The organism is Ferrovibrio sp. GW821-FHT12D07 (genome assembly GCF_058807275.1).
Genome location: NZ_JBXAQN010000002.1, coordinates 1,087,949 through 1,112,500 on the forward strand (window position 1 = coordinate 1,087,949; position 24,552 = coordinate 1,112,500).

Below are 24,552 nucleotides of genomic sequence, written 5' to 3' on the forward strand. Positions count from 1 at the left end.
CCGGCAAACGGGCAGAATTAGAGCCCTGAATGACTCCGCACCCACACCATGCTGCTTTCTGACCTGATCCTGCATCCTGCCGCCGCTTTCGCCGTTTGCGCTATGGGAATTTATCTAGGCATTCGCCTTGCTTTCCGGTTTGGCATTTTGGCTGAGGCCCGCCCCGACCGCTGGCATACCGCGGGGCTGGTACCAAAACTGGCAGGTCCCGGACTGGCTGCAGGACTGTTCTTCGCTCTACCGCATGAGCAATGGCTGATAGCGGTCTGCGCCGGCGCCATCGGCATCTACGATGATTACCGCCGCCTGAGCCCTGTCGTTAAAGCGCTGCTGCTGCTGATGCCAGCCGCAGCCGGCAGTCTGGTCATGGGCTTGTGGTGGGTGGCGCCTGCCATCTGGATCGCGGCCAACGCTTTCAACCTCCTGGATCATGCCGATGGCGTTGCAGCAGCGACCGCCATGGCGGTCTGCCTGTTTGGCGGCCACCCCGATGGGATTGTGGCCGCCGCCGCCATCGCCGGTTTCCTGATCTTCAATCTGACCCCGGCGCGCAGCTTCATGGGCGATGGCGGCAGCCTGCTACTGGGGACGGCCCTTGTTCTGCTGTCGGCCGGCCAAGGACCGGTGGTGACCGGCGGCTGGCTGGCTGTACCGCTGGCCGATTCCGCGCTGGTAGTGATCAGTCGTCTGCGCGAGGGCCGCAGGCCCTGGATCGGCGGCACCGATCACAGCGGCCATCGCCTGCTGCGCGCGGGCCTGTCGCCGCACCTGCTGCCCTGGCTTTATTTCATCGTTGCCGCGATGGCAGTCGTCGCCGCCAGCCGCCTCTAAGCCTGACGCCGCCGTAACCAGCGCCGCACCGTCTGCGGCAAATCCGCCGGCAGGTTGCGCAGCGCGATTAGACCGAAACGGACCCATAGCAGGGCCGATATTCCCGACAAGGCCCAGCGCGGATACATGCGCTGGAAATGCTTGACGAAATAATAGCTGGTGCTGCGCGTCTTGTGCCACTCGATGAAGGTGCGCGAGGCATCGCTGGTACTCAGGTAGTGCGTGATCGGCACGTGGCCAGCATACCAGACCTGTCCACCCTGCTGCCGGACGCGGATGCAGATATCCGCATCATCGAAATGCAGAAACATATTGTCGTCCATGCCGCCCAGGCGCTCGTAATGGCTGCGCGCAATCATCATGAACGCGCCACTGACCGTGGAAACCTCCATGGCCGCATGGATCGGCTCGCCTTCATGGCTGTGCAAACGGGCAAAATAGGGATGGTTGGGAAAAACATGATCCAACCGTGTCAGCTCGATGAAGGCGCGCCAGGGGGAAAGGATTTCACGCCGGCCACCGCGCTGTTCGCTGCCATCAGGATGCTGCAGACGACCGCCCACCAGCCATGCCTGGGGATGCGCACTGAAGACATCCAGAATCGCGTCGAAGGTTGCCGGTGCCAGCACGCAATCCGGATTGACGAAAGCCAGGCGATCCGCCGTCGCGATTGCGGCTCCCCGGTTGCAGCCCGCGGCGAAGCCTATATTGCGACCGGTTTCGACCAAGCGGATGCGTGGCTCCTGCGCAGCCCGCTCACGCAGACGTGTCAGCACCGCCGCCTCCGCGCCATTCACCACCAGGACCAGTTCGGCAAGTTCGGCCTGGGCCAGTTGGCTGTCGATGCACTGCCACAGAACCGGGCCGGTATAATAGACCACGGTAACGGCCGAGACCCGCCGTCCCGTCGTTGCAGCCCCTGATTCCGGAGAAACCTTTTGCATGAAACTCAATAACCGATAGCCATGGAAAAGTCGATTTACGCTCAGCCGGCCGGGGCGCGAACTGCCGCCTTGAAGGCGTCATCCAGCGGAATATAGCGCTCGATGCCACGATCAAGGGCGCGACGCAGCAAGAGAAGGCCCTGCTGTCGCTGCCGCGGATCGGCGCGCAGCGCATAAACACCGCCTTCGAAATACAGGCCCACGGGATCATCCGGATCGCGCAGGCGCAGACGCCGGGCCCAGATCAAAACCTCGTCATGATTGCCTGCACTAAACTGCCAGGACAGGTAGGCGACCGGCAGGTCGCTGCGGGCCGGCGCCAGTACCAGGCCACGATCGACCCAGCGGCTCCATAGAACCAGATGCTGAGCTGACGCATCGCGTATGGGGACATGCAGCGGATTGAGCGCCAGATCGGAGAGCAGATTGTTACCGGTAATCGCCAGGGCCGGATTGCGCGTCTGCGGAATCGCCGGCTGCAGCGCGGTAATCAGACCGGAAAGACGGCGGACTTCCAGGTCGGGCATAAGCCGACCCTCAATCCCCCTGTCATTCATCATGCCGAGCGCCTTGGCCGTCACAGCCGACAGGATCCCATCATCGCCACGAATATCCATCAGGTGCGGCGCATCACTCGTCGGTGTGTCCAGCCATGCCATGAAGCGATCCACCCGCGCCGCCTGCATGGCCAGCAGTACGGCGGCCGACATCAGAAGCAAGGCCACGATCACGCCACCGGCCGCCAATATGTATCGCGGCAATTTCCCCATCGGGGCACACGGCGCAACTGCGTCGGCATGACTGAGTGCGACAATAGCCAGCGCGAAGACCGGCAGCACAAATATCAATTCAAACCACACCCCGAGCGTCAGCAGCCAGCAGCAGGCAAAGAGCGTTGCATAGGGTCGCCTAGCCGGTGGCGCGAGCCATACCGGCACGGCCACCAGTGCAACCGCCAACACCACGCCGGGCAGGCCGGCGGCCAGCGCCGCCTCGATCACGAGATTATGGCTGTGGAAATAGTCGCGATTGAGAAAATCCCAACCCTCATAATCCCAGAGCGCGGCCTTGGCCACATCCAGATGCAGAGCGAAAGCTTCGCCAGTGCGCCCCCAGCCCAGGCCGAACAACCAGACATCCCAGCCTTCATTCAGCCGCGCCATCACCACTTCGGCGACCAGCACGCGAGCCCGCATCGATGCGCCGAGATGAGCAAACAGCCCCGATACATCCAGGGCGAAGGGCAACAGTACGGCCACGGCAATCGCAGCCAGCGCCAACCGGCGCGACCGGAACCAGCACAACCGATCGCCCCAACGCCAGATGATGACGCTGCCGATGATCATGACGGTAAAGACACAGGCGAAAGTGAGACTGCCCGCCGCGATGAGCAGCGCCAGCGCACCGCCCAGCACGGAAGCAACCCGCCACAGCCAGACGTGTCCGCCGGGATGCGCCAGCAGCATCACCGGCAATGCCAGTGCCGGCCAGGCGGTGGTGATGAAAAGCAACGGCAGATCGGGGCTCGGGACATCCGAGATTGTCGCCTTACCCCAGAGTGTGACCAGTGCGAATATCCAGCAGGCAACCGCGCCAAGATCGGTCAGCCGCCGCCACAAGGTCGGCATTTCCACGACAAGGCTAGCCAGAATCAACCAGATGGCAAGGTCGAGATACCACAGCACGCCGAGTCCCGACTGCGGCACGCCGAACAGGCCCGTCAACGGCACACCCCGGCATGCGGCAACGATCATCGACCACAGGGCGAGCGCCAGAGCCGGACCGGCCATGCGCAAGGCGATGCGTCCCGGAAGACGGCCGGCCAGCGCACAAACGGCAATCGTCAGCGCGGCGAGGGCTGCGACGCCATGTGCAGCGATGATGATCGGTTCGGCCCGCTCCGAAACGCCGGTCCTGAATAGGGCCAGCGTCGCAAAGGGCAAAAGCAAAGCCGGTGCAAAGGCGGCGGCAGGCAGGCCACGTAACAACGGGCGCTCACTCACTGTCATGATCAGGACCCGGGCGGCGGCGCCAGCGGCTGACGGGCCAGCTCCGGCCAGAGTTCGGGCCAGCAGCAGGTATGGTCGGCGCGCGGCACGATGCTGATCGCCGCGCCGTCGAGCCGCGCGCGGCGCAGGTAGGCCTGGGTCAGCGACGCCGGCACAGTGGTGTCGCGCTGGCCCACAAAATGCCGCTGCGGCACCATCCGCAACTGGGCAGTCGCATCGACAGGATTGAGAGAATGACGCAGGGGAGAATCCCCGAAATGGCTGGTCCAGGCTTGGTGATCCAGCACGCCCGCAACCGTCACCAGGCCCGCAACATCCTTGCGGCGCACCGCCAGCAGGGCCGCCATCGTCCCGCCGCCGGAATAGCCATACAGCATCAGGCTACGCATGCCGCGGCCGATAATGAACTGGTCGATTGCCTGATCCATCGCAGCAACCACTTCGGGTGCGAAGCGGGCGCTGGTCCAGTAGATCGGCTCACAGCTGCGCCGTCGGGGCCCTTCGACATATTGGCAGGGTCGGGCGAGGTACAGGACATTGGCCGCCGGATGCCGCACGGCCATTTCCAGGGCGGTGGGATGCTCGGGCGTCGGGTCGGGAGAAATCTGGGTGTGGTTGATATATGCCAGCCCGTCGCCTTCGATGAATACGGCAAGCGACGCATCACCCGGATTGCCGATGCGGGCATAGCCGGTCAGGTCGAAGCGGTCGGTACGAAAAGCCTGCCTCTGCCAGCCCGCCGCGATCTTGTCGGCATGCGCCGCAGGACTGATAAAGGGGTTGAGCGCCGGCGTGCAGGCGGACAGCAGAAAAAGCAAGAGGGCCAAACCTTGCGGTTTGGCCCTCTCGTTACGCGAACTCTTTAGGTGCAAGCGCGCCGATCAGAACTGGGCGCGCAGGCGAGCCATGAAGCTCCACACATCGAGGTCCGAGCGGCCGAGCGAGTCGTAGCTGGTCTCAAGAGTACCCGTGAAGTTGCGACCCGACAGGAAGTCCACACCCACGCCGGCCTTACCGCCGAAATCGTCGGCATTGGTGAAGGTGCCGTTACCGATGGCGAGGCCATTCGGATGCTCGAAGTCATACTCGCCGACCAGCTTCACATAGGGCATCAAGTTGCCCATGGCGTAGCCGAGGCGGCCACCGGCAGAGAGGCGGCCGAGTTTGAACTCGGAACTCGCAACAGCACCACCGCCGGCGCCCGTTTCGGTGTATGCATCCGCCTCTTCGTTCAGGTACAGCACGCCGAACTGCGGCATGATGCGGAGATTGCCGCTGGCATAACTGCCATCCAGTGAACCGCTCACGAACCAGCGCTCGGCATCATAACTGCCGCGGATCGTGTTGTTGGTGCGGCTCACGTCATAGCTGAGGGTGCTGAAGCCGGCAGAGGCCGAAGCGGTCCACTGGTCGGTCAGCTTGAAGCCGATATACGGTGCGATACCGAAGCCGTCGCTCTTCGACGAACCGGCACCCGCCAGGGTGCTGGTGTCGAGATCGACGTTCTCATAGGTGAGGGCGGCACCGAGCACCAGGCGATCGCTCAGCTTGTAATCGAAGCCGAGTACGCCGCTGTAGGCACCACCATCGGCGCCCGCGCCGGCCTGGCTGTTATCGATGCTGCTGTAGGCGCCCTGCAGCCAGAGGCCGAACGGCTTGTCGCCGGCGCCGGCATTGCGGCCGGTATCCCGCGAAGTGTAGCCTTCAGAGGTGCGCACGCCGCCGCCGAAGCCGCCGCCGAAGCCGCCGCTGAAGCCGCCGCCGATCGCGTTGCTGATGATGCTGGCCGTCTGGCTGGCGACGACCGGCAGGGACACCGCAGCGACCGCCTGGTTCTGACCCGAACCCGAATTGCTGACGTCCGAGGCAGCCATAGCCGCGCCCGAAACCATCAAACCCATACCAACAAGGCTGAGTGCAACCTTACGCAGCATCTGTAGAGCTCCTACCTGAATACGTCCCCCCCAGGGGAGTCCTGGGTCTATCAGATGCCATTACTCTAAATTAGGCCCTGTTTTGTCAATGGGTTTGATCTTTTTTCCCTTCCCGCCTCCCACAATGATGGCAGGTGTGCCCGGGAAGCCACACCCCGCCTCCCCCTATATAGAGCCTGGGCATCTCCGTATGCCCCCCGTTTCCCGCCCCCCCTCTCTGACGGCAGTTGACCCCACCCCGCTGGCCGCCTACACCCGGCCCGGACCTAATTCCGGGATACCGACTGATGCCCCATTCCGCTCCCCTGCTGAGCCGGTTGCAGTTTGCCCTCTATGCCGGCGTGACGGACCTGCGGTCCAGCCTCCGGCGGACCGGGCTGGGGCCGCTATGGTCGACCATCGGCCTGATCATGGGCATTACCGTGCTGGGGCTCTTTTTTGGCACCGTTCTCAAGCAGCAGCTGCCCGATTACGACGCCTACATCCCCTTCCTGGCGACCGGCCTGATCGCCTGGACCTTCCTGGCCAGCTGCATCCACCAGAGCAACAGCCAAACCTGGACCTTCCTGAATACCCTCCGGCACACCCGGATGACCCTCATCGTGCCGGTACTGCGGGTGATGTTCCTTAATGGCGTCATCCTGGCCATCAACCTGGTTGTGGCCCTGCTTGCCGGCTGGCTGTATTTCGGCAATATCCCGGTTTCGTTGCCGGGCCTGGCGGTCGGCCTGGTGTTGACGGCCGCCAATGCCTTCTGGATGAGCTATGTCTCGGCCCTGTTCTGCGCACGGTTCCGCGACATGCCCCAGCTCGTCGCCTGGGGCATCCACCTGGCTTTTTTTCTCACCCCCATCCTCTGGATCGAATACAACCTCGGCCGATTCGAATATCTCGCCTGGCTGAACCCCTTCACCCATCTGATTGCCATCCTCCGCCAGCCCCTGCTGGGCCTGCCGGTGCCGCCGGAAACCTGGCTGGTCACCGGCCTGATGGCCTGCGGCGGCTGCGCCCTGTGCTGGGCGCTGAGCCGGCATTTCACCAAGCGTCTGCCCTACTGGCTCTGACCCATGGCTAGCATCGCGCTGACCCGGCTAAGGGTCGACTTCCCCCTCTTTTTCGCCGGCGAGCGCTCGGTCAAATGGAACCTGTTCGATTCCATCGGTGCCCGCGTTTCTGCTACCGCCCGCACCAACATCCGCGCCCTCGACTCGGTCAGCATCACGGTAAAGCCGGGTGCGCGGCTGGCGTTGCTGGGCGGCAATGCCGCCGGCAAGACAACCCTGCTACGGGCCATGGGGGGCATACTGGCGCCAACGCGCGGACAGGCAACGGTGCAGGGCCGCGTCACCAGCCTGCTCGGCACGGGCCTCGGCATTGATCCAGCTTTTACTGCCCGCCAGACGCTGATCGGCCATGGCCTGCTGCTGGGCTTCAGCCTAGCCGAATGCCGCAACCGCCTGCCGGAAGCCATCGCTTTCGGCGAACTGGACGACATCCTGGACATGCAGATGAACACCCTGGGTCAGGGTCAGCAGATTCGCGTCGCCCTCAGTGTCGCCGCCGCATATGCCGCCGACATCCTGCTGATCGACGAGATGCTGGAGCATCTGCCGCCGGCCTTCATCGACCGGCTGTGCCAGTTCATCGAAACCCGCCTGCCCACGGGAGCCATCACGGTCATGGCGGAACGGTCGCGCCATCTTCTCGAACGCATCTGCGATCAGGCACTCGTCCTTGATCGCGGCCGCGTTGTCGACCAGGGCGACCTGCTGCAGATGCTTGCAAAACACGGCCGGCACCTGACCTACTGAAGCAGCCGCACCTTGGTTGCTGGATCAAGGCTTTATTGTTAGATTCCCCCTTGTTTTAAGCGGGATCGCCGGCGTGCCAGAAACCTTGTCTGCATTTTCTTTCAAACCCGGCATGACGGTCATGGTCACCGGCGGCGCCGGTTTCGTCGGATCGCATCTGACCGAAGCTTTATTGGCGCAGGGCCTACGCGTCATCGTCGTCGACGACCTATCGAGCGGCCGCACGTCAAATCTTCCGCAAGCCGGGACAGATCTTCGCTTCATCCAGGCGCGCATCGGAACGCCGGGCGGCAACGCCGCCTTCGCGGCTGCGCTGAAGGATGCCGACCTGCTCTATCATCTGGCCAGTCCTATCGGCGTGCGCCAGGCGCATAGCGAACGTCACAGCATGGTGCAGGAAATGCTGGCCGCCGGCCTGGCTGTCAGTGAGCACTGCCTGCACCTGCGCAAGCCCGTCGTGGCGATTTCGAGTTCCGAGATTTACGGTCCGGGCGAGGACCGCCCGCTGCATGAAGACGACCCGACAGGCTTCGACCTCGCGCCGCGCTGGGGTTATGCCACGGCAAAATTCGCTCTTGAGCAGCTTGTGGCAGGCCTGACCGGCGAGCATGGCATTCCAAGCTGGACCGTGCGCCCCTTCAATATCGGCGGCGCACGCCAGCGACCGGAAACCGGCCTCTGCATCGCGGCCTTCGCTGCGCAAATCCACGACAACAAACCACTGACTGTGCATGGCGACGGCCAGCAGCGCCGCGCCTTTCTCCATGTGATGGATGCCGTGGAGGCCCTGCTGCTGATCCCGCAGGCGGCTTCTCTGATCGGTCGCCCCGTCAATCTCGGCAGCACCGAAGCCATTGCCATTCGCGATCTCGCCCAACGCATGACGACACTGCTTGGTCATGCGGCAGGCTACGAACTTCGCCCCTATGAGGACGTTTTTGGCGCGCGCTTTGCTGTCGCGGGAACCCGCGTGCCGAATATCGACCGCCTGACTCAGGCGACGGGCTGGCGCCCCACGCGCTCGCTCGACGCCGTCATGCAGGATTGCTTCCAGAGCCTGAAGCCGGCCTGACCTGCGGTCGCCGCTGCCAGCAAGCCAGCGGATTCCACGAGAGCGCCTGCGCGATCCGCCACCATGAAACCCTGCGCAGCGCCTGAACCTGCTGACGCCGCGACCAGGCTGCCGACAGTCCGATGATGGCATCGCGCAACGCGCGAAAGAATGGCGCCGGCCGGCCACGCAGGCAGGCCATGACGCCATAGGCCCCCAGCATCGCCAGGAAAGCCGGCACTAGAGCCCAGAACAGCAAACCCGGCATATTCTGCAGGAAGCACCAGACCAGATTGCGCACCCCGTGATAACGGGCGAAATCGGAACTGCTGCCACCACTGGAGCCACCGCCAACGTGATGCACGACGGCAGCACGCACCTGGACAGCATGATGGCCCTGCAGGCGAAGACGGAACCCGAGATCGACATCCTCGACATAGCAGAAGAAAGCCTCGCAGAAGCCGCCCCCGCGGAGGAAAACGTCGCGCCGGTACAGCGCCGCCGCGGCGCAGGGCGAGAAGACCTCGCCTTCCGGCGGCAGGGCTGAAACCGGCCAGCCATAACCGCCGCGCCAAGGCAGGCCGACTGCCAGATAGCAATCGCCCGCACCGTCCAGCCGCTGCGGGTCGACGGCATCGATCTGGGTCGACCCGAAGGATGCGGCGGCCGGATGGCGCTGCGTTGCCTGCATTAATTCCGCCAGCCAGGTCGGATCGGGTACCGCATCGGGATTGAGCAGCGCCAGCCAGGGCGCAGTCGTCATCGTGGCGGCGCGATTGTTGGCGATGGCGAAGCCAAGGTTCTCTCCGGCGGCAACAAAGCGGAAGCGCGCATCACCGGAAACTGCCTGTTCGGCAGCCGCAAGCGAGTCATCCGCTGAGGCATTATCGATGAGGATGACGTCGAAGTCGCGCCAGCTCTGCTGCGCCAAAGCCCGCAGCACGGCCGGCAGGGTGCGGCCGGCGTTATAGTTGACGATGATAACGGTTACCGCAGTCATGCCCGGCCAGATGGTTGTCATTGCAGGATATATCGGCCTGGCGCATATTCTGTAAACCCCGTTTCATTCGCACGGATCGTCGCCAGAGACCGCCATGAAGACCGAACCGTCGCGCAGCCTGCTCCAGACATTCCTGCTCATCGCCCTGCTCTGCGGGCCGACCGCTCCGGCAAATACGCTGGCGCAATCGACCAGCGGCACTGCAGCAGCCACACAGCCAATAGCCAAGCCGCCACGCAGCATCACTCGGCTCGAGGAGCTGCAGGCGCTCAATACCTGGGTCCACCAGCAGCTCAAATACGGCAACTGCCCGTTCTTTCTCAATGAAACCGAGGCAATCCAGTATGGCTACGGCCATTGCGGTACCTATGTGGAAATCCTGTCCGAAGAACTGCGGCAGCGCGCCATACGCCACACCATCATAGGCAACATCACTATGAAAGGAGCCGCGCACAGCTTTATCGAAGTCGAATGGAAAACGCGGCGCCATATCCTCGATCCCACGCTTGGCGTGATCTATCCCCACGCTTATTTCGACCTTCTGCGTCAGCCAAAACTAGCAGGGAATGTTATCGGCAAGATTCCGGCAGCCCTGGCCCTGTATGGCGGGGAAACCTTCTTCGCCGCGGTCTACATCAACAACGACTATGTGATGCATGGCTACGGTGTAGCCCCTGAGAGCATCATCAAACTGGAAGTGACCCCGGGAGGCCGGCTGGCCGTATCGTGGCCGGATGCGCTCAAGCCGGATTTCCTCAGCATCGCCACCACCAAGGACTGGCATGTCCATGCGGATGGCATCGCCTCTCCCGTGCAGCAGCGGCTCTTCGAGTTCATCATCCCGATCCGGATGCCGGAGCAGCCGTTGATGCTTGACTTGCGCGGTACCGATGGGAGCGTCCTGCGTCAAGAAGACATCCGCATCCGCGTTCACAGCAAGCGTGCAAATTTCAAATCCCTGTTCCCCGTGTTTGCGCCAGTTCCGACCTATATCGGTTTCGAAGGCGGGCAGGCATACATCAGCAGTATTTCCATCCTGGATGATGCGCGCCGCATCTTTCACATGGCGGTTGGCGACAGTGTCAGTGAAACGGCACTTGGCGCCTATCTTTACGCCAACGAACGCACCGGGAAGATTGCCAATGACTGGGGTGCGGCGGCCAGTATCGACGGCAGAACATATCGGCCTGTCGATGCCGCGATCGGCAGCGAATACAGACATGCCGTCATCCAGGCGGCCCCAGCCGTCGATGGCATTGCCGCTAAAGGAAAGTTCCAACTGGAAGTCTGTCATCTGAATCGCGAAGATTCAGCCGGCGCGACCCGCGTGAAGATTCTTGATCCGAAAAGCGCAGCCTATGTCTATCTCGGCCCACTGGCCGTTGGCGCCCAGCCACAATGCCAGCGCTTCCCGCTCACTGACGCCATCATCATGGCAACGCTGGGTCGCTGATAGCTCAGGTTTTTAAGCGCCGGCGCTTCAGACGCGCGGTCTGCATGCCGCCATCCACGAAGTTGACCTTCACCGGCACCATATAGGGTTGCAGGGCTGCACTGCAGGCCTGCCGGATGGCTTTGCGCATCGCGGGTGCGTCCCGCCCCTCTTCCAGGTGCACATCGGCACAGACGATCCGCCCCATCAGGGGATGCGCCTCGCCATAGACAATGGCATCAAGGATCCCCGGAACGGCCAGAATCACCGTCTCGACCTCGGCGGGATAAACTTTCTGGCCCCCAACATTGATCAGATCGGAATCGCGACCGAGAATCTTCATGTATTCGCCATCGACCTCGACGCGGTCGCCGGTGATGAAATAGCCATCCTTGGTAATCGGACTGGGATGATTGATGTAGCCAAGCATGGCGGCATCGGCCCTGATCTGCAGTATCCCATCGACTACGCGCAGGTCATATCCTTCGCCGCCGATTTTCACCCACAGGGAATCAGCCGAGCGCGACTTCGCACGCAGCACACCTAGTTCAATCATGCCATAAGTCTGGCGCAGGTCGACGCCCGGGAAGACGCGACGCAATCCCTCCAGCGTGCTGGCGGGCATGGGTTCGGCACCATAGGTGATCACGCGCAACGCCTTGAGATCGCGCCCTTCATAGGCGCGACTGACCAGCAGCATGTTCAGGAAGCTCGGCGTAGCGGGCAGCAGCTCGACACCATAGTCGGCGATCAGCTCGCAGATATGATCCGGCTGCCGGTTCTCCGGGAATACCAGCGCGCTGCCATTCGACAGGCTGTGCAGCAGCGTGTTCAACCCGCCCCAGTGGTCGAATAGCAGGAAATTCAATGTGACGAAAGCATGCCGGTGAGTGTGGAATTTTTCCAGCAGGCGCGAAAAGTCATGCACCACGGCCTTTGGCTTGCCGGTGGAGCCCGATGTAAACAGTACCAGGCCCGGCACCGCGCGCTCGCGCAGTATCCCATACAATGCAGGCTCGACTGCGGATGCGCAGCGCGTGATGACCGGCGCGGACCCGCTGACATCAATCTCGAAGGCGGGTGCGGTCTCCGGCAGGCTCGACTGTATGGTGCCGTAGGTGCCCGGCGTGACCGGAATAACGATGCTGTCGCGCGCGACCAGAGCCAGCAGGACAGCAGTGGCCTGCAGCGAGAAATCACCGCGCAGGATGACCGCCGCACCAGGAGATATGCCACTTGCGTCAAGCAGGGCATGGCTGTCGCGCACCGCCTGCAGCAGCGCGGCATAGGAGATCTTCGCTCCCGCATGGACCAGCGCCGTGCGATCCGCCATCGCGGTGCAACGATCCAGCAGAAAATCGATATGGCTCATGCCCGACCCGGTTCGCTGACCCGCGCCAGCACGGTACCCCAGGACAGTCCGACGCCGAAGCCGCAGATCAGGACCAGCTTGCCCGGTGCAAGACTCGTGTGGTCCAGCGCGCCCTGCAACGCCACCGGAATCGAGGCTGCCACCAGATTGCCTGTCTGTCCCATATCGAACCAGAGCCTGTCCGCCGGCAGCCCCAGGGCCCGACCGACCGCCTCCAGTGCCACCTGACTGGCCTGGTGGAAGACGAACAGCGCGATGTCTTCAATAGCCAGATTGTGGCGGGCCAGCATCTCGCGCACAGCCGCGGGCACGACATTGTTGAAGAAGGTCAACACGCCGAGGCCATCCATATGGATATGGGCTGGGCTGTTGATGCGCCCGCTGGCCGAAACATCGGCAGGCTCTTCCTTCACCGGATTACGCATGCCGCCAGCGGCCACGATGAAGCGGCTGAACTGCTGGCCGGCCGTGGCAAAGCTGGTATCGATCACTTCCAGCCGCCCACCGGCATCAGACACCAGCGTCGCCGCCGCGCCATCACCGAAGAGAGGCCGCGCGCCCCGGTCCGCCGGATGGATCAGTCGCGAATAGGTGTCCGCCGTGACCAGCAGCAGGCGGCGCACCGTACCCGCCGCGATCAGCCCGCGTGCGATGCCGATGCCATAGACGAACCCGGAGCAGGCCAGATTAATATCGAAAGCCATGACGGCCTGCGGCAAGTCCAGGCGCCCATGCAGGACTGCTGCATTGCCAGGCAAGATATAATCCGGTGTCTGAGTACAGAAAATCAGGCCGTCAATGCCATCCGCGCCGCGCGGCACCTGCGCCAGCAAACGGCGTGCGGCCGCCTCGCCCAGATCGAGCGCCGTCTGTCCGTCCGGCGCAATGGGCCTGTATTCAACGCCCGTGCGCGCCGACACGGCCTTCACGTCCCATTGCGGGTTCTCGGCCTGGAGCTGCGCATTGCTGATGCCGGTTTCCGGCAGATAGACGCCGATATCCTCAATGAACGTGCTCATGCGCCCGCCGCCTCAGCAGCCGGCCCCGGCGCTTCGCCTTTGCCGGCAAGGCCCTGCGCCAGCGGGAACGGCCGGCCATGTCCGGGATAGACCGTGAGATCGGCCGGCAAATCGCCGAGCCGCAGAATCGTCTCATCCATTTCGGCCTTCGAACCGCCGGGCAGGTCGGTACGCCCCGGCCCATTCGACATCAGGGTATCGCCGGCGATCAGCATGTCCTGCAGCCGGAAGCAGACGCTGCCCTTGGTATGCCCGGGCGCATGAATGACTTCGATGGTGAAGGCGCCGATCTTCAGTATGGCAGGGCCATCTGCCAGGTCGATGCTCACCTCTGGAATGGCCACGCTTTTGGTCGATTCAAAAATTATCTTGTAGAGATTGCACTGCCGCAGCAGACGATGGTCTTCGCGATGCAGATAGAACGGGATACCGAACCGCTGCATCAGCGGCTGAACGGCGCCGATATGATCGTAATGGGCATGGGTGTTCAGGATGGCAAGCGGCGCCCAGCCCCTCGCTTCCAGCAGCGCCGCGATATCGTCCGCTTCACTGCCGGGATCAAAAATCAGCGCCTTGGCCTTCCCGTCGGCAACGATGACGCAGTTCTGGCGCCACTTCCCATTGGTAAAAACCTCGACCTGCATCGGCTCAGGCTCCGCCGTAATACAGCGTCTGCCCGGTTATGCCCTTCGCCAGCGGCGAGGCGAGGAAATCCAGGGCATGCAGGATTTCGGCGATCTCGACGGGCTGGCGTCGCGACAGCCCTGCAAGCTTTGCCTCGACCGCAACAGGGCTCAGTCCCGCCGCCATACCTTCGCCGGCCACCAGCGAAAGCCCCAGAGTATTGAAGGTGATGTCGTCTGCACCGACTTCGCGCGCCAGACTGCGAGCCATCGTCTCGACGCCGGCCTTGGCCGCATTGTAGAGCGCGCTGCCGGCACTGGCTTGCGGCACATTGATCGACGAGAAAAACACCACACGCCCGAAACGACGGCGCTTCATAATCTTCATGGCCTCGCGCGCCACCAGGAAAGCGCCGGTCAGATTTGCACCGATGATCTGTCCCGCCGCCGCCGCGCCGGTCATGATCGCCAGGCTTTCCTGCGACAGGCCAGCATTGTTGATCACTAGGTCCAGCGACGCCCCGGCCTGCTGGATCTGCGCGAACATGGCCTTGACTGCAACCTCATCAGCAATGTCGAGAACCGCATGCGTATATAGCGGGTGGTCGATCTCGGCCACGCTGCGCGAACAGCCGAAGACATGCAGACCACGCGCCAAGTAGGCCCGCGCCAGCACCGCGCCAATGCCGCGACTGGTGCCGGTGATCAGGACAAACTTTCCGTCTCCGGTCGGCATCATCAGCTAGACGAGAAGCTTCTCGAGATGGCGCGTCAGCGTGCCGATCGTCGAGAAGGGATTCTCCGCCATTTCAAACACCGAGTCGTCCGCCAGGATAATGACCTTGCCGGTATCCTCTTCCGTCACGCGCTCGACCGCGACCAGGATATTGACCAGCGTCAGCGAATCCGCAGTGGCCGTCGGGCCAAGCAGGGCGGTATTGTCGGCGACGACGATCTTCGCGCTGCCCTGTAATTCCTCATTCACCTCGCCAATGGCGCGGGCTACGATTTTCTTTGCGATCTCGCTCATGGCCTGTTCACTACTGCAATCGATCTGGGGTCAGGCGGCCGTTTCGGAATTTTCGTAGGCAGCCATCACCTCGTCAATCTCCCCATATTTCACCAGATACCCCCGGTCAAGATAAAGCGCCTTGTTGCACAGGCTCCGGGCCAGATCGCTGGAATGCGTGGCCACCACGACGATCTGGGAGCGGCCGATCAACGAGCCAAAGCGTTCCATCGATTTCTTCAGGAAAAAGGCGTCGCCGACGGCAATGCCCTCGTCCAGCAGCAGGATATCCGGCGTGATCGAGGTGACAATGGCGAAGCTGAGTCGTGCCTGCATGCCGGCCGAATAGGTATACATCGGCATATGCAGGAATTCACCCAGTTCTGTAAAGGCGGCGATGTCATCGGCCATCGCCGTTATCTCGCTGCGCCCCATGCCCAGATGTAGGCCGCCGGCGATGATGTTGTCATAGCCGGTCAGTTCGCTATGCATCCCGATGCCTACCGTGAGCAGCGGCGCGATCCGCCCCTCGGTCTCGATCCGCCCAGCCGTGGGGGCATAAATGCCCGCCAGCGCGCGCAGCAGCGTGGTCTTGCCGGCGCCGTTGCGCCCGATCAGCGCCACCCGATCGCCATTGCGGATATCGCAGGTGATCCCGCGCAGCGCCTTGACCACGACGATCTTCATGTCGGCATTGAGGCGACCGTCCGCGGCAATATTGGCCAGCTTTTTCTTCAGGCTGAGCGTGTGGAAATTGTACACTGGCAGGTCGACGGCCAGATTATCCAGTCGAATATAGGCCATCCCCATCAACCCTTTGCTCTGGCCCGGTCAGCGATATTCCACGGCCTGAATACTGCTCGGCTTATACCATTTAAAGCCGTTGTTTTTCCATAGAATTGCGGCTATTTACGGCCGATCCGCACCTTGCGGCCTGTCTTCCGCGCTGTTCGTTAGGGCCACGCTTGCACCAGGCTATTCCGGCACAAGGACCGTCACCCAGCGATTTCCAGGCCTTCGCCCGGGAATACGCCAACTGGTCGGAACCGGCAACGATCGCCATAACCGTCGACATAGATTTTGCCCCCGATTTCATGGTGCAGAATATTCTCGACCTGCTGGCTGCCCACGACGTCACCGCGACCTTCTTCCTGACGCATGACAGCCCGCTGTTGCGCGCCATGATCGCCGAGGGACGCCACGAGATCGGGCTCCATCCGTTCAACCACCCGAGCAGCACGCAAGCCGGATCACTCCCCGAGATTCTCGCCCGCTTCAAAGCGTTGCACCCGGCCGCGACCGGCAACCGCTTCCATCGCCTCGCCCATGAGTATCGCGATTACGGAACGCTGCGCGATCACGGCCTGCGCTATGACTGCTCGACCATCCGGTTCAACAGCCCCTATCTGCTCCCTGCCTGGCACCGCGACGTCGGACTGACGCTCATGACCTATTGCTGGGAAGACGGCACCTGCGAGGGCATGGGCCTGCCACTTGGCCTGCAGAGCATGGATATCGAGAGCCCGGGGCAGAAGGTCTACAACTTCCATCCGCTCAATGTTTACCTGAACAGTGCCCAGCGCTCGCATCGTACTGATTTTCTCGGCACGGTCAGCGATCTGTCACGCAGCGAGGAAACCCAGGCTCGCCAATATCGCCAGAGCGGCACCGGCGCCGAAACCGCGCTGAAGACGGTGCTGCAGCGGATCGGACAACTCGGCATGCGTAGCCTGCGGATGGCCGATATTGATACTACCTGGCGCGCCATTGCGGCCACCTGAGGCGATGGACGACACGCTTTCAGCCTATCTCGACCAGCTTGCCGCCTCCTGGGAAACCAGCGGGCTGGGCGCCGGCGACACCGTACTTCTCCATACCTCGACGCTGCGCCAGACCATGCGCGCCCGCTATGCCGGCATAGCGTTGCAGCCGGCCGACCTGCTGGAATCCTTCCTGCGCCTGCTGGGACCGCAGGGCACCCTGATCATTCCACTGTTTTCCTTCCGCATCGAAGATGGCATGGCCTTCGACATCCGCTCTTCGCCCTCGAAAATGGGAAATCTGACGGAAGCCGCACGCCAGCATCCGGACGCACGCCGCACGCCGCATCCGATCCTGTCTTTTGCCGTGATCGGCCGGGATGCCGAAGCATTCGAGCAGTGCGAGGACTATACCGGCATCGGCGCGCATTCTGTCTTCGCGAGCCTGCATGCCATGTCAGGCCGCATCGCGGCGCTGGACGTCGAAGACAACAAATGCATGTCCTACTACCATCACGTGGAATGCATGAGTGGCGTCGACTATCGCTTCGTCATCGATTTCACGGTGCAATACACCGGCTGGAATGGCGAGACGCAAAAGCGCGATTACGGCTTCTATGCGCGCAAGGGCTATGAGGGCGTATACACGGAAGTGGAGCCGATGGGCGAACTGCTGTGGCAGAAGGGCCTCTATCGCGGCGACCGCGCCGGCAAGGGCAATGGCCTTCGCTCCATCGCGGCGACCGATATCCATCGCGAAACCGAACAGGTCATCCGCGAGGGCCGCGCCAAAGGCATGCTGTATTATTACGATGCGGCCGAAGCCCTGAAATTCTCCCCGCCCAAACCACGGGGCTGACAACTCAGTGCTTTCCTGCCGCCTCCAGGCTGGCCAGCCCCAGCAGCGCATGGGACTGGAAGCGCGGCAGCAAAACGGCATGCCCCGGTGTCACCCCGAATTTTCCCGGCGCGAAACGATAGTCGTTGAAGCGTAAGGCCGCACGGCGCGCCGTCTTGACGTCACCCGCTCGAGCCAAGGCATGTACGACCATACCGATCCCCCACAAGCGAGCAGGGTTCGCGGCCTCGTCGGGTTCGTGATGGGTCAGATCGATCAGGTTGAACTCCCCCACCTCGCCCGGTCGCACGAAACCGCGCAGGAATTTCAGTTCCCGCGACAGATCGAGGGAGGGGTCGGCATAACGGCGATACTCGACAAGCCCGCTGACGATATAGGCCGCATGCACCAGATCATTCTGCCGGTTAAACCCTTCGCCGTAATACCAGTAGCCACCCTGCGAACCCGTATCGCGATGCTTCATCAGTTCGGCAAGCGCGCGGCGCGCAAGCCCGCGATCCTGCGGACGATCAAAGGTTTTGGCGATACGGGCATATTGCCCCAATAGCATCGCCTGCACGTTATAGACGTTCTTCTCGTCCGCCTTCTGGTCGGAATACCAGAAGAAACCGCAACAGGCCGCCGTCTCGGTGAAAAAACGCCGGTAGTAATCGGCGGCGGCCAGCGCCGTATCGGCATATTTCCGGTCCTTGGTCAGGCCATGGATGTCCAGCAGCGCCTGAAGCGCCAGCGCCGTGGTGATACCGTAAACCGTCTCGATCGGATTGGTACTGCCATCGCGAAACGCATCCCAGGCGACCGGCACGCCCCAGCCCACGGCGCCCCGGGGACGCGATGCATCCGTCAGCAGCCAGTCGCCACTCTGCCTTGCCAGCGCGACATCGCGCTTCGTCGCAGCATAGGAACCAATCAACGCATGGGTCATCGCATGCTCGACCAGAGCATCGCCTGCACCATCCAGACCGCGGGCGGGCCGATGGGGATCGAGCCCGGCGAGCAGCTCCTGGCTGGCCGGAGGCTCGGCAGCATGGCCCGCAGCGGCGGCTAGCGTGATGGCAATGGCAAGCGCGGCACGGCGGAGCCGCCCGCTGCGTCGCGCCTGCCATTGCTCCACACAGACTGTACCGGCCATATAGATTGCCACCATTGCGCGAATGAGATAACCTGATTCCATCACGAAGTTATTGATATAAAAGCATGAAGGGGACTTCGTCACAATATCCCCGGCAACGCCGGGCCCGCATGCAGAGGATGTCCAACTCTCGGCACGCCATGATGTTGTCTCCCTGCCTTCACCGCGGGATTGATGCCATAATTCGACATGGACCTGTTCAATCGCGCATCCATCGGAACAGCACCGCCGCTGCATGTCGGCCCGGACGCCATTAGCCATTTCCTGTTTTCAATGACCATGCCCGATCTACCCGATACCCTGCTGTCGTTTCACAAAAGGCCGGAAGGGATTCCCCAGGCGGACCCTGCAGTACACATGCTGTACCAGCCCGGCGCGCCCCAGCCTCGCAATCCCGCCGCGCCGGAGAATTTCGACCTGTGGCAGTTCGATGCCATTGGCGAGCCAGTCCGTCCACTGACGACAAGAGCCCTACGCTTCATCGTCCGCCAGTTACGTCGCTATCTGCCCCTGCGCATCAAAATTGGCATTCGCATCCTGATCTACAGAGCTGCTATCTTCCTGAACCGCTTTCCACGGATCAAGCGACCGTTACAAGCGATCTTCCTGAGGATGCAATGAGCAAGACTGTCTGGTCGATTACGGAAGAAGGGCACGCCGACCCCCGCATCTACACCATCCTCGCTGCTTTCAGGGAGCGTGGATGGAACGTGTATTATGTAAATCCGATCCGGCCCCTGCATTCGCTGATCCAAGGCAATCATTTCATCGAGCACGAAACTCTGCCGCTGCCGGTTCCGGCATCACAGGAGATATCGCCAAGAGATCTGCCCGCCGTATTCGCTGGTTTCTTCGACGCCATCCGCAAGACCAATGCCGGTGAACGATTTGCGCGGCGCGATCAGCCGATCCGCGACAATGCCATCGTCTATCAGTTCCGCGAGAGCGTCGATCAATCGCTCTGCCTGTTCTCCGAACGCAACGGCAGGGTCAAGTTCATGTATGACTACATGACCGGACAGCTCTGGCGACAGGACAGCGAACTGACCGCCATTGAAACCGACCTGCTATCCCTGGCCGGGCAGATGCGCCGTCTCGGTACCCAGATCAACGCCGATTACATTAAGCAGTGGCTGCATAGTCGCCACACCCATACCTCGATCTCTCAATTCGAGGACCAGATCATCGTGGCGGTCCCTTCGGACTACAAGAACGGCATGCGTTACTTCCTGTCGCTGAAGGATTTCTTTGTCGATCGTCAGGTCATCCCGAGAGTCGCATCGCTGTCCGCCGATGCCCTGCACGGCCAGGCGATGGATTATCCCGGCTTCAAGACGACGGTTTACGACTACACCTTCACGCTGGAGACCGTGAATGATTACCTGACCCGCGCGCGGCCGGAATCGGCCCCGGACCTTATCCTGTGCTCAAATCTTCCGACGCTTCCCATCGCCGTCGAGCTGAAGCGGATGTTCAACGGTAAGCTTATTATCGACTGCCATGAATGGTGGAGCGTCCAGGAGGAAATCTGGCATCCGGACCGGGTGAAGAAAATCAAGGATATCGACGACTGGGAGCGCCGCCTCTATCCGCTTTGCGATGCCCGCATCACTGTTTCAAACGCCCTGGCCGTCGAGATGGAAAAGCATTTCGGCCTCAGCTTCGATTTTGTTCCCACTTGCGTCTTTTCCACAGACGCCCCCGCAAAACAGAAGACTTTCTGGGAAAGTTGCCTGGGCTTCGAGGCCGATACGACCGTCGCCCTGTTCCAGGGTAGCCTGACCACGCAGCGGAACCTGAAGTCTCTGGTTCGGGCCAGCGCTCATCTGCGCGAAAATCAGAAGCTGGTGATCGTGGGCGATGGCGCAAAGCGCAAGGAACTGGAAAAGCTCGTCGAGACCGAGGGAAATCCGGATCGCATCTGCTTCACTGGCTGGATCGATCAGGAAGAACTGGCCAGATACACTGCGAATGCCGATCTGGGTCTGATCCCATACACAAACCCGATGCATTACTATCGGGTCTCATCACCCAACAAGCTTGCCGAGTATCACGTCAGCCATCTCCCCATGCTGGTCGATCGCGAAATGATCGAGCTTCGCAACGTTGTCGAGGCCGACAATATCGGTTTGGCCATCGATTTCACCGATGCCGGCCTCGTGGGCCGCACCATCGCCGACTGCCTGTCGCACCCCGGAAAACTCGCCACCTGGCGTGAAAACTACAAGACGGAGCCCGCGCGCTATTCCTACCGCAGCCTCTGCACCACGATCGCCGCACTGGAAAGCAGCCTTTTCCCGGCCGCATCCCTGAGCCATATCGCCTCACCGGTTTCACAGTAGAACGGCATGAATTCGGCAAGCATCCGCTCCATCCTGTTGGAGCTTCGTTCAGCGCTACTGAAACCGGACATCTGGCTTTTCATGGCGCAGACCGATCTGCGACTGCACTACAAGCGCTCGATGATCGGCCCCTTCTGGATGACCATCAATATGGTCTTCCTGATCGCGGCGATGAGCTTCATCTACAGCCAGCTGTTCAAGGTCGACCTGCACCAGTACATGCCGCTGGTGACGGCGGGCTTACTGAGCTGGGGCTACCTGCATGGATTGATCACCACCGGCTGCACCGTCTTCATTGCCGGCGCCGACCTGCTGCGCAACACCAACCTCTCGCCCTTCATCCTGGTGCTGCGGGAAACCACCCGACAGACCATCGCCTTCGCCCATAACCTGCCGGTTCTCGTCCTGCTGTATGTGATCACGCCGGAAAAGCTGACCTGGGCGCTGCTGCTGCTGCTGCCGGGGATCGTGATTTATCTGCTCACATCTGTCTGGATCATGGTTTTGCTGGGCCTGATCTGCACGCGCTATCGCGACGTCAACCAGATCATCGTCAACCTCATGCAGGCCCTTCTTTTCATCACGCCGGTCTTCTGGGCGCCGCATTTCATAGAAAGCAGCCTGCTGTACGAACTGAATCCGCTTTATTATTTCATCGAGCTGATCCGCGGGCCGGTCAGCGGCACGATTCCCCCGTTGCGGATTTACCTGACCGCCATCGGCATCACCGCCGTCGGCTGGGCCGTCGCCCTCACAGCCTATCGCCGCTATCGCAGTCGCCTGGTCTTCGTGGTCTGACCGTCAGACCACGTGCGCTCTGGGCTTCGGCGCCAGGGCGTGATCCGGTAGCCTGAAATCACGCGCATTGTCCTGGAACCGGCGCGACCACAATTCGAGACTGAGCAGTCCCCAGATTTTGCGCGAGAACGAGCCCGCGCCGTCCAGGTTTTCCAGGATGGCCTTCGCGTTGATATGCGGCCGGTGCCGCGCCTGCTGTGAACTGAATACGTCGCCGATGAAGCCCCGCAGCGGCCCGGAGAACCATTCTTTCAGCGGCACCGGAAAGCCCATCTTGTCGCGCCGGTTGGCGATGCTCGGTGGCAGGATATCGGCGAAGGCCGACCGCAGCATATGCTTGAGGTGCCCGTCCTTGAACTTGATATAGGCCGGCACGGTAGCCAGGAATTCGATCAGCGGCGCATCAAGGAACGGCACACGGGTCTCGATGCCATGCGCCATGCTGACGCGATCCTCGACCTGAAGCAGGGCCGGCAGCAGACAGCGGAAATCGAAATAGGTCATGCAGTCGAAATAGCTGGCCGGGCCATGCAGCAGCCGGGAATTGAAAATCTTCAGCGCCTTGTCCTGCGAGGCATCCAGAGCGAGGCCGGTGGTATCGACCTCGTCGCCTAGATCGTTGCGGCGGCCGACCAGTCGCATGTAACGGCGGTCCAGGCTGTTGAACAGGTCCTCGCGCCAGAACTCCCGGATCAGCGGCTTGTATTCCTGCAGCGCCGAAAGGTTTGGCAGGATCGACTCCGCCGTGACGATGAAATTGCCGGACTTGTACGTGCCTTCGATAGAGGCCTTGATGCACTGCTCGAAATAGGCCAGCAGGTAGCGGGCATAGCCTCCGAAAATCTCATCGCCACCCTGCCCGCCCAGCACCACCTTCGTATGCTTGCTGGCGTATTTCGAGACCATGTACTGGGGAAACGCGCCGGGCCCTGCGACCGGAACATCCAGGTGATAGATCAGGTTTTCGATATTGTCGGTAAAATCCTGGGGCGTGATGGTGATGTGGTGCAGGTCGCTGCCGGCGACCTGAGCCGCCGTCTCGGCATGATGGCTTTCGTCATAACCAGGAAAGTCGGTAAACTTGCCAACAAAGGTCGGGAGTGACGCACCAAGATTCTGGCCAGCCATGATGGAAATCAGGCTGGAATCGATTCCGCCCGAAAGATAACTGCCCACTGCGACGTCGCTGCGCAGGTGAACCTTTACAGAGTCATGCAGCAGTTCGCGCAGGCGGCGCTCGTAATAGTCCGGCGAATGATCGACATCGAGGCTGAAATGCATATCCCAATATCGATGCGTGCTGAGCTGGCCATTCTCGAAAATCAAAATATGACCAGGTTCAAGGCGCTGGATTCCGGAAACCAGTGTCCTGTCGCCGAAATAGTACTGGAATGATAGATAATCGCTGAGTGCCTCTAAATCCGTGTCGACGTCCTTCAGGAAGGGAAGCAGCGCCTTCATTTCCGAGGCTAAAGCGATTTCACCGTTATTGACGACATAATACAGCGGCTTGATGCCAAAGCGGTCGACGGCGCAGAACAGCCGCTTCTTCGTCTCGTCCCACAGCGCGAAAGAGAACATGCCGCGCAGGTGATCAACGCAATCGACGCCATAACGGTCATAGGCGGCGAGGATCGTTTCGGTGTCGGTCGCAGACTGGAAAGTCCAGCGATCGGACAACGTCTTGCGCAGCTCGACGTAATTGTAAATTTCGCCGTTATAGGTGATGCAGGTACCGTTCGGTGCCGTCATGGGCTGCGCACCGGCATCCGAAAGATCGATGATACTGAGGCGCCGATGGGCGAAGCCGACCCTGCCATCCGCACCGGTCCAGATGCCATCGCCATCCGGCCCGCGGTGGGCGATCAGATGCGACATCCAGTACAGTTTGTCTTCCAGCCGCGAAACCGGCTGTTGATGGTTCACAAGACCGGCAATGCCGCACATGGAATGCCCCGAGCCCCTGATGGCGCAACTCATTGTTCAATACCGGATCATACTGGCTTCCGGAAGCCCCGCCGCGTCAGGACATTAACCGCGCCGCATTACGGCGATAAAGGCAGCAGCGGCCTCGTCGCTCCCCAGACCGCGCGAGCCGGCCGGCGGCAGACCTGTCGGCAGAGCCGCGAAAGCAGCAGCCAGATCCGCTGCATGGCCGACACCATGCTCGGCATGCCATTGCCCGCCACCCCAGGCCAGAATGGGTTTTCCGGCCGCCTTGTATTCGCCCAGCTTGCCCGGCGGATGGGGCGAGGTCGTTGCCGTGCCGACCAGCAGAAGGTCGGCCGCGCGCTGGTAACCCCACGCCTGCTCAAGCGATAGCGGGCCCGTCATCACGATGCGATCGGCAGCGGTGGATTCCAGAACACGCCGCCGTTCGGCCTCGGTCAGCCGGCCCACAAGATGCAGCCGCAGATCGGCGCGTTGCGCAGCCTCGAAAGCCAGGAGCAACGGATCGATCCGCCGTTCCGGATCGGACAAAGTGAAACTGCCGGTATGCACCAGGTGGAAGCCCGCCCCCAGATCCGGCGCAGACATGGCGGCCGGGTCGGCGAAATGCCCGATCACGGCCAGTGGCGTGCGACAGCCAAGCCCACGAACATCAGCGGCCACTACATCATTGACA

The 24,552-nt window shown here is 61.8% G+C and carries 24 protein-coding genes (1 of these 24 running past the window's edge); 10 read left to right on the top strand and 14 right to left on the bottom strand.

What is annotated here, in order from left to right:
* The first annotated feature begins 48 nt into the window (after nt 1-48).
* Nucleotides 49-831, top strand: coding sequence for an undecaprenyl/decaprenyl-phosphate alpha-N-acetylglucosaminyl 1-phosphate transferase (locus AC1RRE_RS17085; protein ID WP_492982656.1), 783 nt, complete (start codon nt 49-51; stop codon nt 829-831).
* Here the strand turns inward: AC1RRE_RS17085 and AC1RRE_RS17090 are convergent.
* The 4 genes from AC1RRE_RS17090 to AC1RRE_RS17105 all read right to left on the bottom strand — a co-directional run bounded on the left by AC1RRE_RS17090 (nt 828) and on the right by AC1RRE_RS17105 (nt 5,718).
* Nucleotides 828-1,775: a glycosyltransferase gene (locus tag AC1RRE_RS17090; protein ID WP_492982658.1), complete on the bottom strand. Its 948-nt coding sequence runs from the start codon at nt 1,773-1,775 to the stop codon at nt 828-830. The two genes, AC1RRE_RS17085 and AC1RRE_RS17090, sit on opposite strands and share 4 nt — an antisense overlap.
* Before the next feature lie 41 nt (nt 1,776-1,816).
* Entirely contained in the window at nt 1,817-3,784 is a 1,968-nt protein-coding gene (locus AC1RRE_RS17095) for a hypothetical protein (RefSeq protein ID WP_492982660.1), read from the bottom strand.
* Between the two features lie 2 nt (nt 3,785-3,786).
* Nucleotides 3,787-4,602, bottom strand: coding sequence for an alpha/beta hydrolase family protein (locus AC1RRE_RS17100; protein ID WP_492982662.1), 816 nt, complete (start codon nt 4,600-4,602; stop codon nt 3,787-3,789).
* A gap of 63 nt (nt 4,603-4,665) precedes the next feature.
* On the bottom strand, nt 4,666-5,718 hold the full coding sequence (locus tag AC1RRE_RS17105) for an autotransporter outer membrane beta-barrel domain-containing protein (RefSeq protein ID WP_492982664.1): 1,053 nt from the start codon (nt 5,716-5,718) through the stop codon (nt 4,666-4,668).
* A gap of 287 nt (nt 5,719-6,005) precedes the next feature.
* On the opposite strand from AC1RRE_RS17105, the gene AC1RRE_RS17110 reads away from it, so the two are divergent.
* From AC1RRE_RS17110 to AC1RRE_RS17120, 3 genes are all read left to right on the top strand, one after another.
* A complete protein-coding gene (locus AC1RRE_RS17110) occupies nt 6,006-6,782 on the top strand; it encodes an ABC transporter permease (RefSeq protein ID WP_492982666.1) in 777 nt (258 codons plus the stop codon).
* A gap of 3 nt (nt 6,783-6,785) precedes the next feature.
* A complete protein-coding gene (locus AC1RRE_RS17115) occupies nt 6,786-7,529 on the top strand; it encodes an ABC transporter ATP-binding protein (protein WP_492982668.1) in 744 nt (247 codons plus the stop codon).
* A 112-nt stretch (nt 7,530-7,641) separates the two neighbouring features.
* Nucleotides 7,642-8,601 (top strand): NAD-dependent epimerase/dehydratase family protein, encoded by a 960-nt coding sequence (locus AC1RRE_RS17120; protein WP_492982670.1) that lies wholly within the window; start codon nt 7,642-7,644, stop codon nt 8,599-8,601.
* Here AC1RRE_RS17120 and AC1RRE_RS17125 read toward each other — a convergent pair.
* Nucleotides 8,564-9,601: a glycosyltransferase family 2 protein gene (locus AC1RRE_RS17125; RefSeq protein WP_492982672.1), complete on the bottom strand. Its 1,038-nt coding sequence runs from the start codon at nt 9,599-9,601 to the stop codon at nt 8,564-8,566. The genes AC1RRE_RS17120 and AC1RRE_RS17125 overlap by 38 nt on opposite strands.
* Nucleotides 9,602-9,674: 73 nt before the next feature.
* On the opposite strand from AC1RRE_RS17125, the gene AC1RRE_RS17130 reads away from it, so the two are divergent.
* Nucleotides 9,675-11,033 (top strand): hypothetical protein, encoded by a 1,359-nt coding sequence (locus tag AC1RRE_RS17130; protein WP_492982674.1) that lies wholly within the window; start codon nt 9,675-9,677, stop codon nt 11,031-11,033.
* Between the two features lie 4 nt (nt 11,034-11,037).
* On the opposite strand, the gene AC1RRE_RS17135 is transcribed toward AC1RRE_RS17130, so the two are convergent.
* The 6 genes from AC1RRE_RS17135 to AC1RRE_RS17160 are packed head-to-tail and all read right to left on the bottom strand — an operon-like array spanning nt 11,038 to nt 15,839.
* Entirely contained in the window at nt 11,038-12,384 is a 1,347-nt protein-coding gene (locus tag AC1RRE_RS17135; RefSeq protein ID WP_492982676.1) for a class I adenylate-forming enzyme family protein, read from the bottom strand.
* Entirely contained in the window at nt 12,381-13,403 is a 1,023-nt protein-coding gene (locus AC1RRE_RS17140; protein WP_492982678.1) for a 3-oxoacyl-ACP synthase III family protein, read from the bottom strand. Before AC1RRE_RS17140 ends, AC1RRE_RS17135 begins: the two co-directional genes overlap by 4 nt.
* Nucleotides 13,400-14,047, bottom strand: a complete 648-nt coding sequence (locus AC1RRE_RS17145) for an MBL fold metallo-hydrolase (RefSeq protein ID WP_492982680.1) — start codon at nt 14,045-14,047, stop codon at nt 13,400-13,402. The genes AC1RRE_RS17140 and AC1RRE_RS17145 overlap by 4 nt, the downstream gene beginning before the upstream one ends.
* Before the next feature lie 4 nt (nt 14,048-14,051).
* Nucleotides 14,052-14,765 carry an SDR family NAD(P)-dependent oxidoreductase gene (locus AC1RRE_RS17150; protein WP_492982682.1) on the bottom strand — a complete coding sequence of 238 codons (714 nt, stop codon included), beginning with the start codon at nt 14,763-14,765 and terminating at the stop codon, nt 14,052-14,054.
* 3 nt (nt 14,766-14,768) lie between these two features.
* Nucleotides 14,769-15,056, bottom strand: coding sequence for a hypothetical protein (locus AC1RRE_RS17155; protein WP_492982684.1), 288 nt, complete (start codon nt 15,054-15,056; stop codon nt 14,769-14,771).
* 30 nt (nt 15,057-15,086) lie between these two features.
* Entirely contained in the window at nt 15,087-15,839 is a 753-nt protein-coding gene (locus AC1RRE_RS17160; RefSeq protein WP_492982686.1) for an ABC transporter ATP-binding protein, read from the bottom strand.
* Nucleotides 15,840-16,000: 161 nt separating this feature from the next.
* Here AC1RRE_RS17160 and AC1RRE_RS17165 point away from each other — a divergent pair, with 161 nt between their 5' ends.
* The gene (locus AC1RRE_RS17165; protein ID WP_492982688.1) at nt 16,001-16,816 is read left to right on the top strand and encodes a polysaccharide deacetylase WbmS family protein; all 816 of its coding nucleotides are present in this window, start codon (nt 16,001-16,003) and stop codon (nt 16,814-16,816) included.
* A gap of 4 nt (nt 16,817-16,820) precedes the next feature.
* Complete coding sequence (locus AC1RRE_RS17170) at nt 16,821-17,654, top strand: AAC(3) family N-acetyltransferase (RefSeq protein ID WP_492982690.1); 834 nt, start codon at nt 16,821-16,823, stop codon at nt 17,652-17,654.
* 4 nt (nt 17,655-17,658) lie between these two features.
* Here the strand turns inward: AC1RRE_RS17170 and AC1RRE_RS17175 are convergent, their stop codons facing one another.
* The gene (locus AC1RRE_RS17175) at nt 17,659-18,870 is read right to left on the bottom strand and encodes a hypothetical protein (RefSeq protein ID WP_492982692.1); all 1,212 of its coding nucleotides are present in this window, start codon (nt 18,868-18,870) and stop codon (nt 17,659-17,661) included.
* Between the two features lie 105 nt (nt 18,871-18,975).
* Between AC1RRE_RS17175 and AC1RRE_RS17180 the strand changes: the two genes are divergently transcribed.
* From AC1RRE_RS17180 to AC1RRE_RS17190, 3 genes are read left to right on the top strand one after another with little or no spacing between them, the layout of a single operon-like run.
* Nucleotides 18,976-19,407 carry a hypothetical protein gene (locus AC1RRE_RS17180; protein ID WP_492982694.1) on the top strand — a complete coding sequence of 144 codons (432 nt, stop codon included), beginning with the start codon at nt 18,976-18,978 and terminating at the stop codon, nt 19,405-19,407.
* A complete protein-coding gene (locus AC1RRE_RS17185) occupies nt 19,404-21,128 on the top strand; it encodes a glycosyltransferase (RefSeq protein WP_492982696.1) in 1,725 nt (574 codons plus the stop codon). The genes AC1RRE_RS17180 and AC1RRE_RS17185 overlap by 4 nt, the downstream gene beginning before the upstream one ends.
* Nucleotides 21,129-21,134: 6 nt before the next feature.
* Complete coding sequence (locus tag AC1RRE_RS17190; protein WP_492982698.1) at nt 21,135-21,926, top strand: ABC transporter permease; 792 nt, start codon at nt 21,135-21,137, stop codon at nt 21,924-21,926.
* Between the two features lie 3 nt (nt 21,927-21,929).
* Here the strand turns inward: AC1RRE_RS17190 and asnB are convergent, their stop codons facing one another.
* Both asnB and AC1RRE_RS17200 read right to left on the bottom strand, forming a co-directional pair.
* Nucleotides 21,930-23,873 carry an asparagine synthase (glutamine-hydrolyzing) gene (gene asnB / locus AC1RRE_RS17195; RefSeq protein WP_492982700.1) on the bottom strand — a complete coding sequence of 648 codons (1,944 nt, stop codon included), beginning with the start codon at nt 23,871-23,873 and terminating at the stop codon, nt 21,930-21,932.
* 84 nt (nt 23,874-23,957) lie between these two features.
* Nucleotides 23,958-24,552, bottom strand: partial view of a glycosyltransferase gene (locus AC1RRE_RS17200; protein WP_492982702.1) — the 3' portion only. 527 nt of this gene lie beyond the right edge of the window; 595 of the gene's 1,122 nt are visible here — the last part of the coding sequence; the start codon falls outside the window, past its right edge — the gene reads right to left on this strand; it ends in the stop codon at nt 23,958-23,960.

Bases quoted from the DNA above. Each gene is read 5' to 3' on its own strand.
- AC1RRE_RS17085 (WP_492982656.1), top strand. From the start codon at position 49: ATGCTGCTTTCTGACCTGATCCTGCATCCTGCCGCCGCTTTCGCCGTT.
- AC1RRE_RS17090 (WP_492982658.1), bottom strand. From the start codon at position 1,775: ATGCAAAAGGTTTCTCCGGAATCAGGGGCTGCAACGACGGGACGGCGG.
- AC1RRE_RS17095 (WP_492982660.1), bottom strand. From the start codon at position 3,784: ATGACAGTGAGTGAGCGCCCGTTGTTACGTGGCCTGCCTGCCGCCGCC.
- AC1RRE_RS17105 (WP_492982664.1), bottom strand. From the start codon at position 5,718: ATGCTGCGTAAGGTTGCACTCAGCCTTGTTGGTATGGGTTTGATGGTT.
- AC1RRE_RS17110 (WP_492982666.1), top strand. From the start codon at position 6,006: ATGCCCCATTCCGCTCCCCTGCTGAGCCGGTTGCAGTTTGCCCTCTAT.
- AC1RRE_RS17115 (WP_492982668.1), top strand. From the start codon at position 6,786: ATGGCTAGCATCGCGCTGACCCGGCTAAGGGTCGACTTCCCCCTCTTT.
- AC1RRE_RS17120 (WP_492982670.1), top strand. From the start codon at position 7,642: ATGACGGTCATGGTCACCGGCGGCGCCGGTTTCGTCGGATCGCATCTG.
- AC1RRE_RS17125 (WP_492982672.1), bottom strand. From the start codon at position 9,601: ATGACAACCATCTGGCCGGGCATGACTGCGGTAACCGTTATCATCGTC.
- AC1RRE_RS17130 (WP_492982674.1), top strand. From the start codon at position 9,675: ATGAAGACCGAACCGTCGCGCAGCCTGCTCCAGACATTCCTGCTCATC.
- AC1RRE_RS17135 (WP_492982676.1), bottom strand. From the start codon at position 12,384: ATGAGCCATATCGATTTTCTGCTGGATCGTTGCACCGCGATGGCGGAT.
- AC1RRE_RS17140 (WP_492982678.1), bottom strand. From the start codon at position 13,403: ATGAGCACGTTCATTGAGGATATCGGCGTCTATCTGCCGGAAACCGGC.
- AC1RRE_RS17145 (WP_492982680.1), bottom strand. From the start codon at position 14,047: ATGCAGGTCGAGGTTTTTACCAATGGGAAGTGGCGCCAGAACTGCGTC.
- AC1RRE_RS17150 (WP_492982682.1), bottom strand. From the start codon at position 14,765: ATGATGCCGACCGGAGACGGAAAGTTTGTCCTGATCACCGGCACCAGT.
- AC1RRE_RS17155 (WP_492982684.1), bottom strand. From the start codon at position 15,056: ATGAGCGAGATCGCAAAGAAAATCGTAGCCCGCGCCATTGGCGAGGTG.
- AC1RRE_RS17160 (WP_492982686.1), bottom strand. From the start codon at position 15,839: ATGGCCTATATTCGACTGGATAATCTGGCCGTCGACCTGCCAGTGTAC.
- AC1RRE_RS17170 (WP_492982690.1), top strand. From the start codon at position 16,821: ATGGACGACACGCTTTCAGCCTATCTCGACCAGCTTGCCGCCTCCTGG.
- AC1RRE_RS17180 (WP_492982694.1), top strand. From the start codon at position 18,976: ATGGACCTGTTCAATCGCGCATCCATCGGAACAGCACCGCCGCTGCAT.
- AC1RRE_RS17185 (WP_492982696.1), top strand. From the start codon at position 19,404: ATGAGCAAGACTGTCTGGTCGATTACGGAAGAAGGGCACGCCGACCCC.
- AC1RRE_RS17190 (WP_492982698.1), top strand. From the start codon at position 21,135: ATGAATTCGGCAAGCATCCGCTCCATCCTGTTGGAGCTTCGTTCAGCG.
- asnB (WP_492982700.1), bottom strand. From the start codon at position 23,873: ATGTGCGGCATTGCCGGTCTTGTGAACCATCAACAGCCGGTTTCGCGG.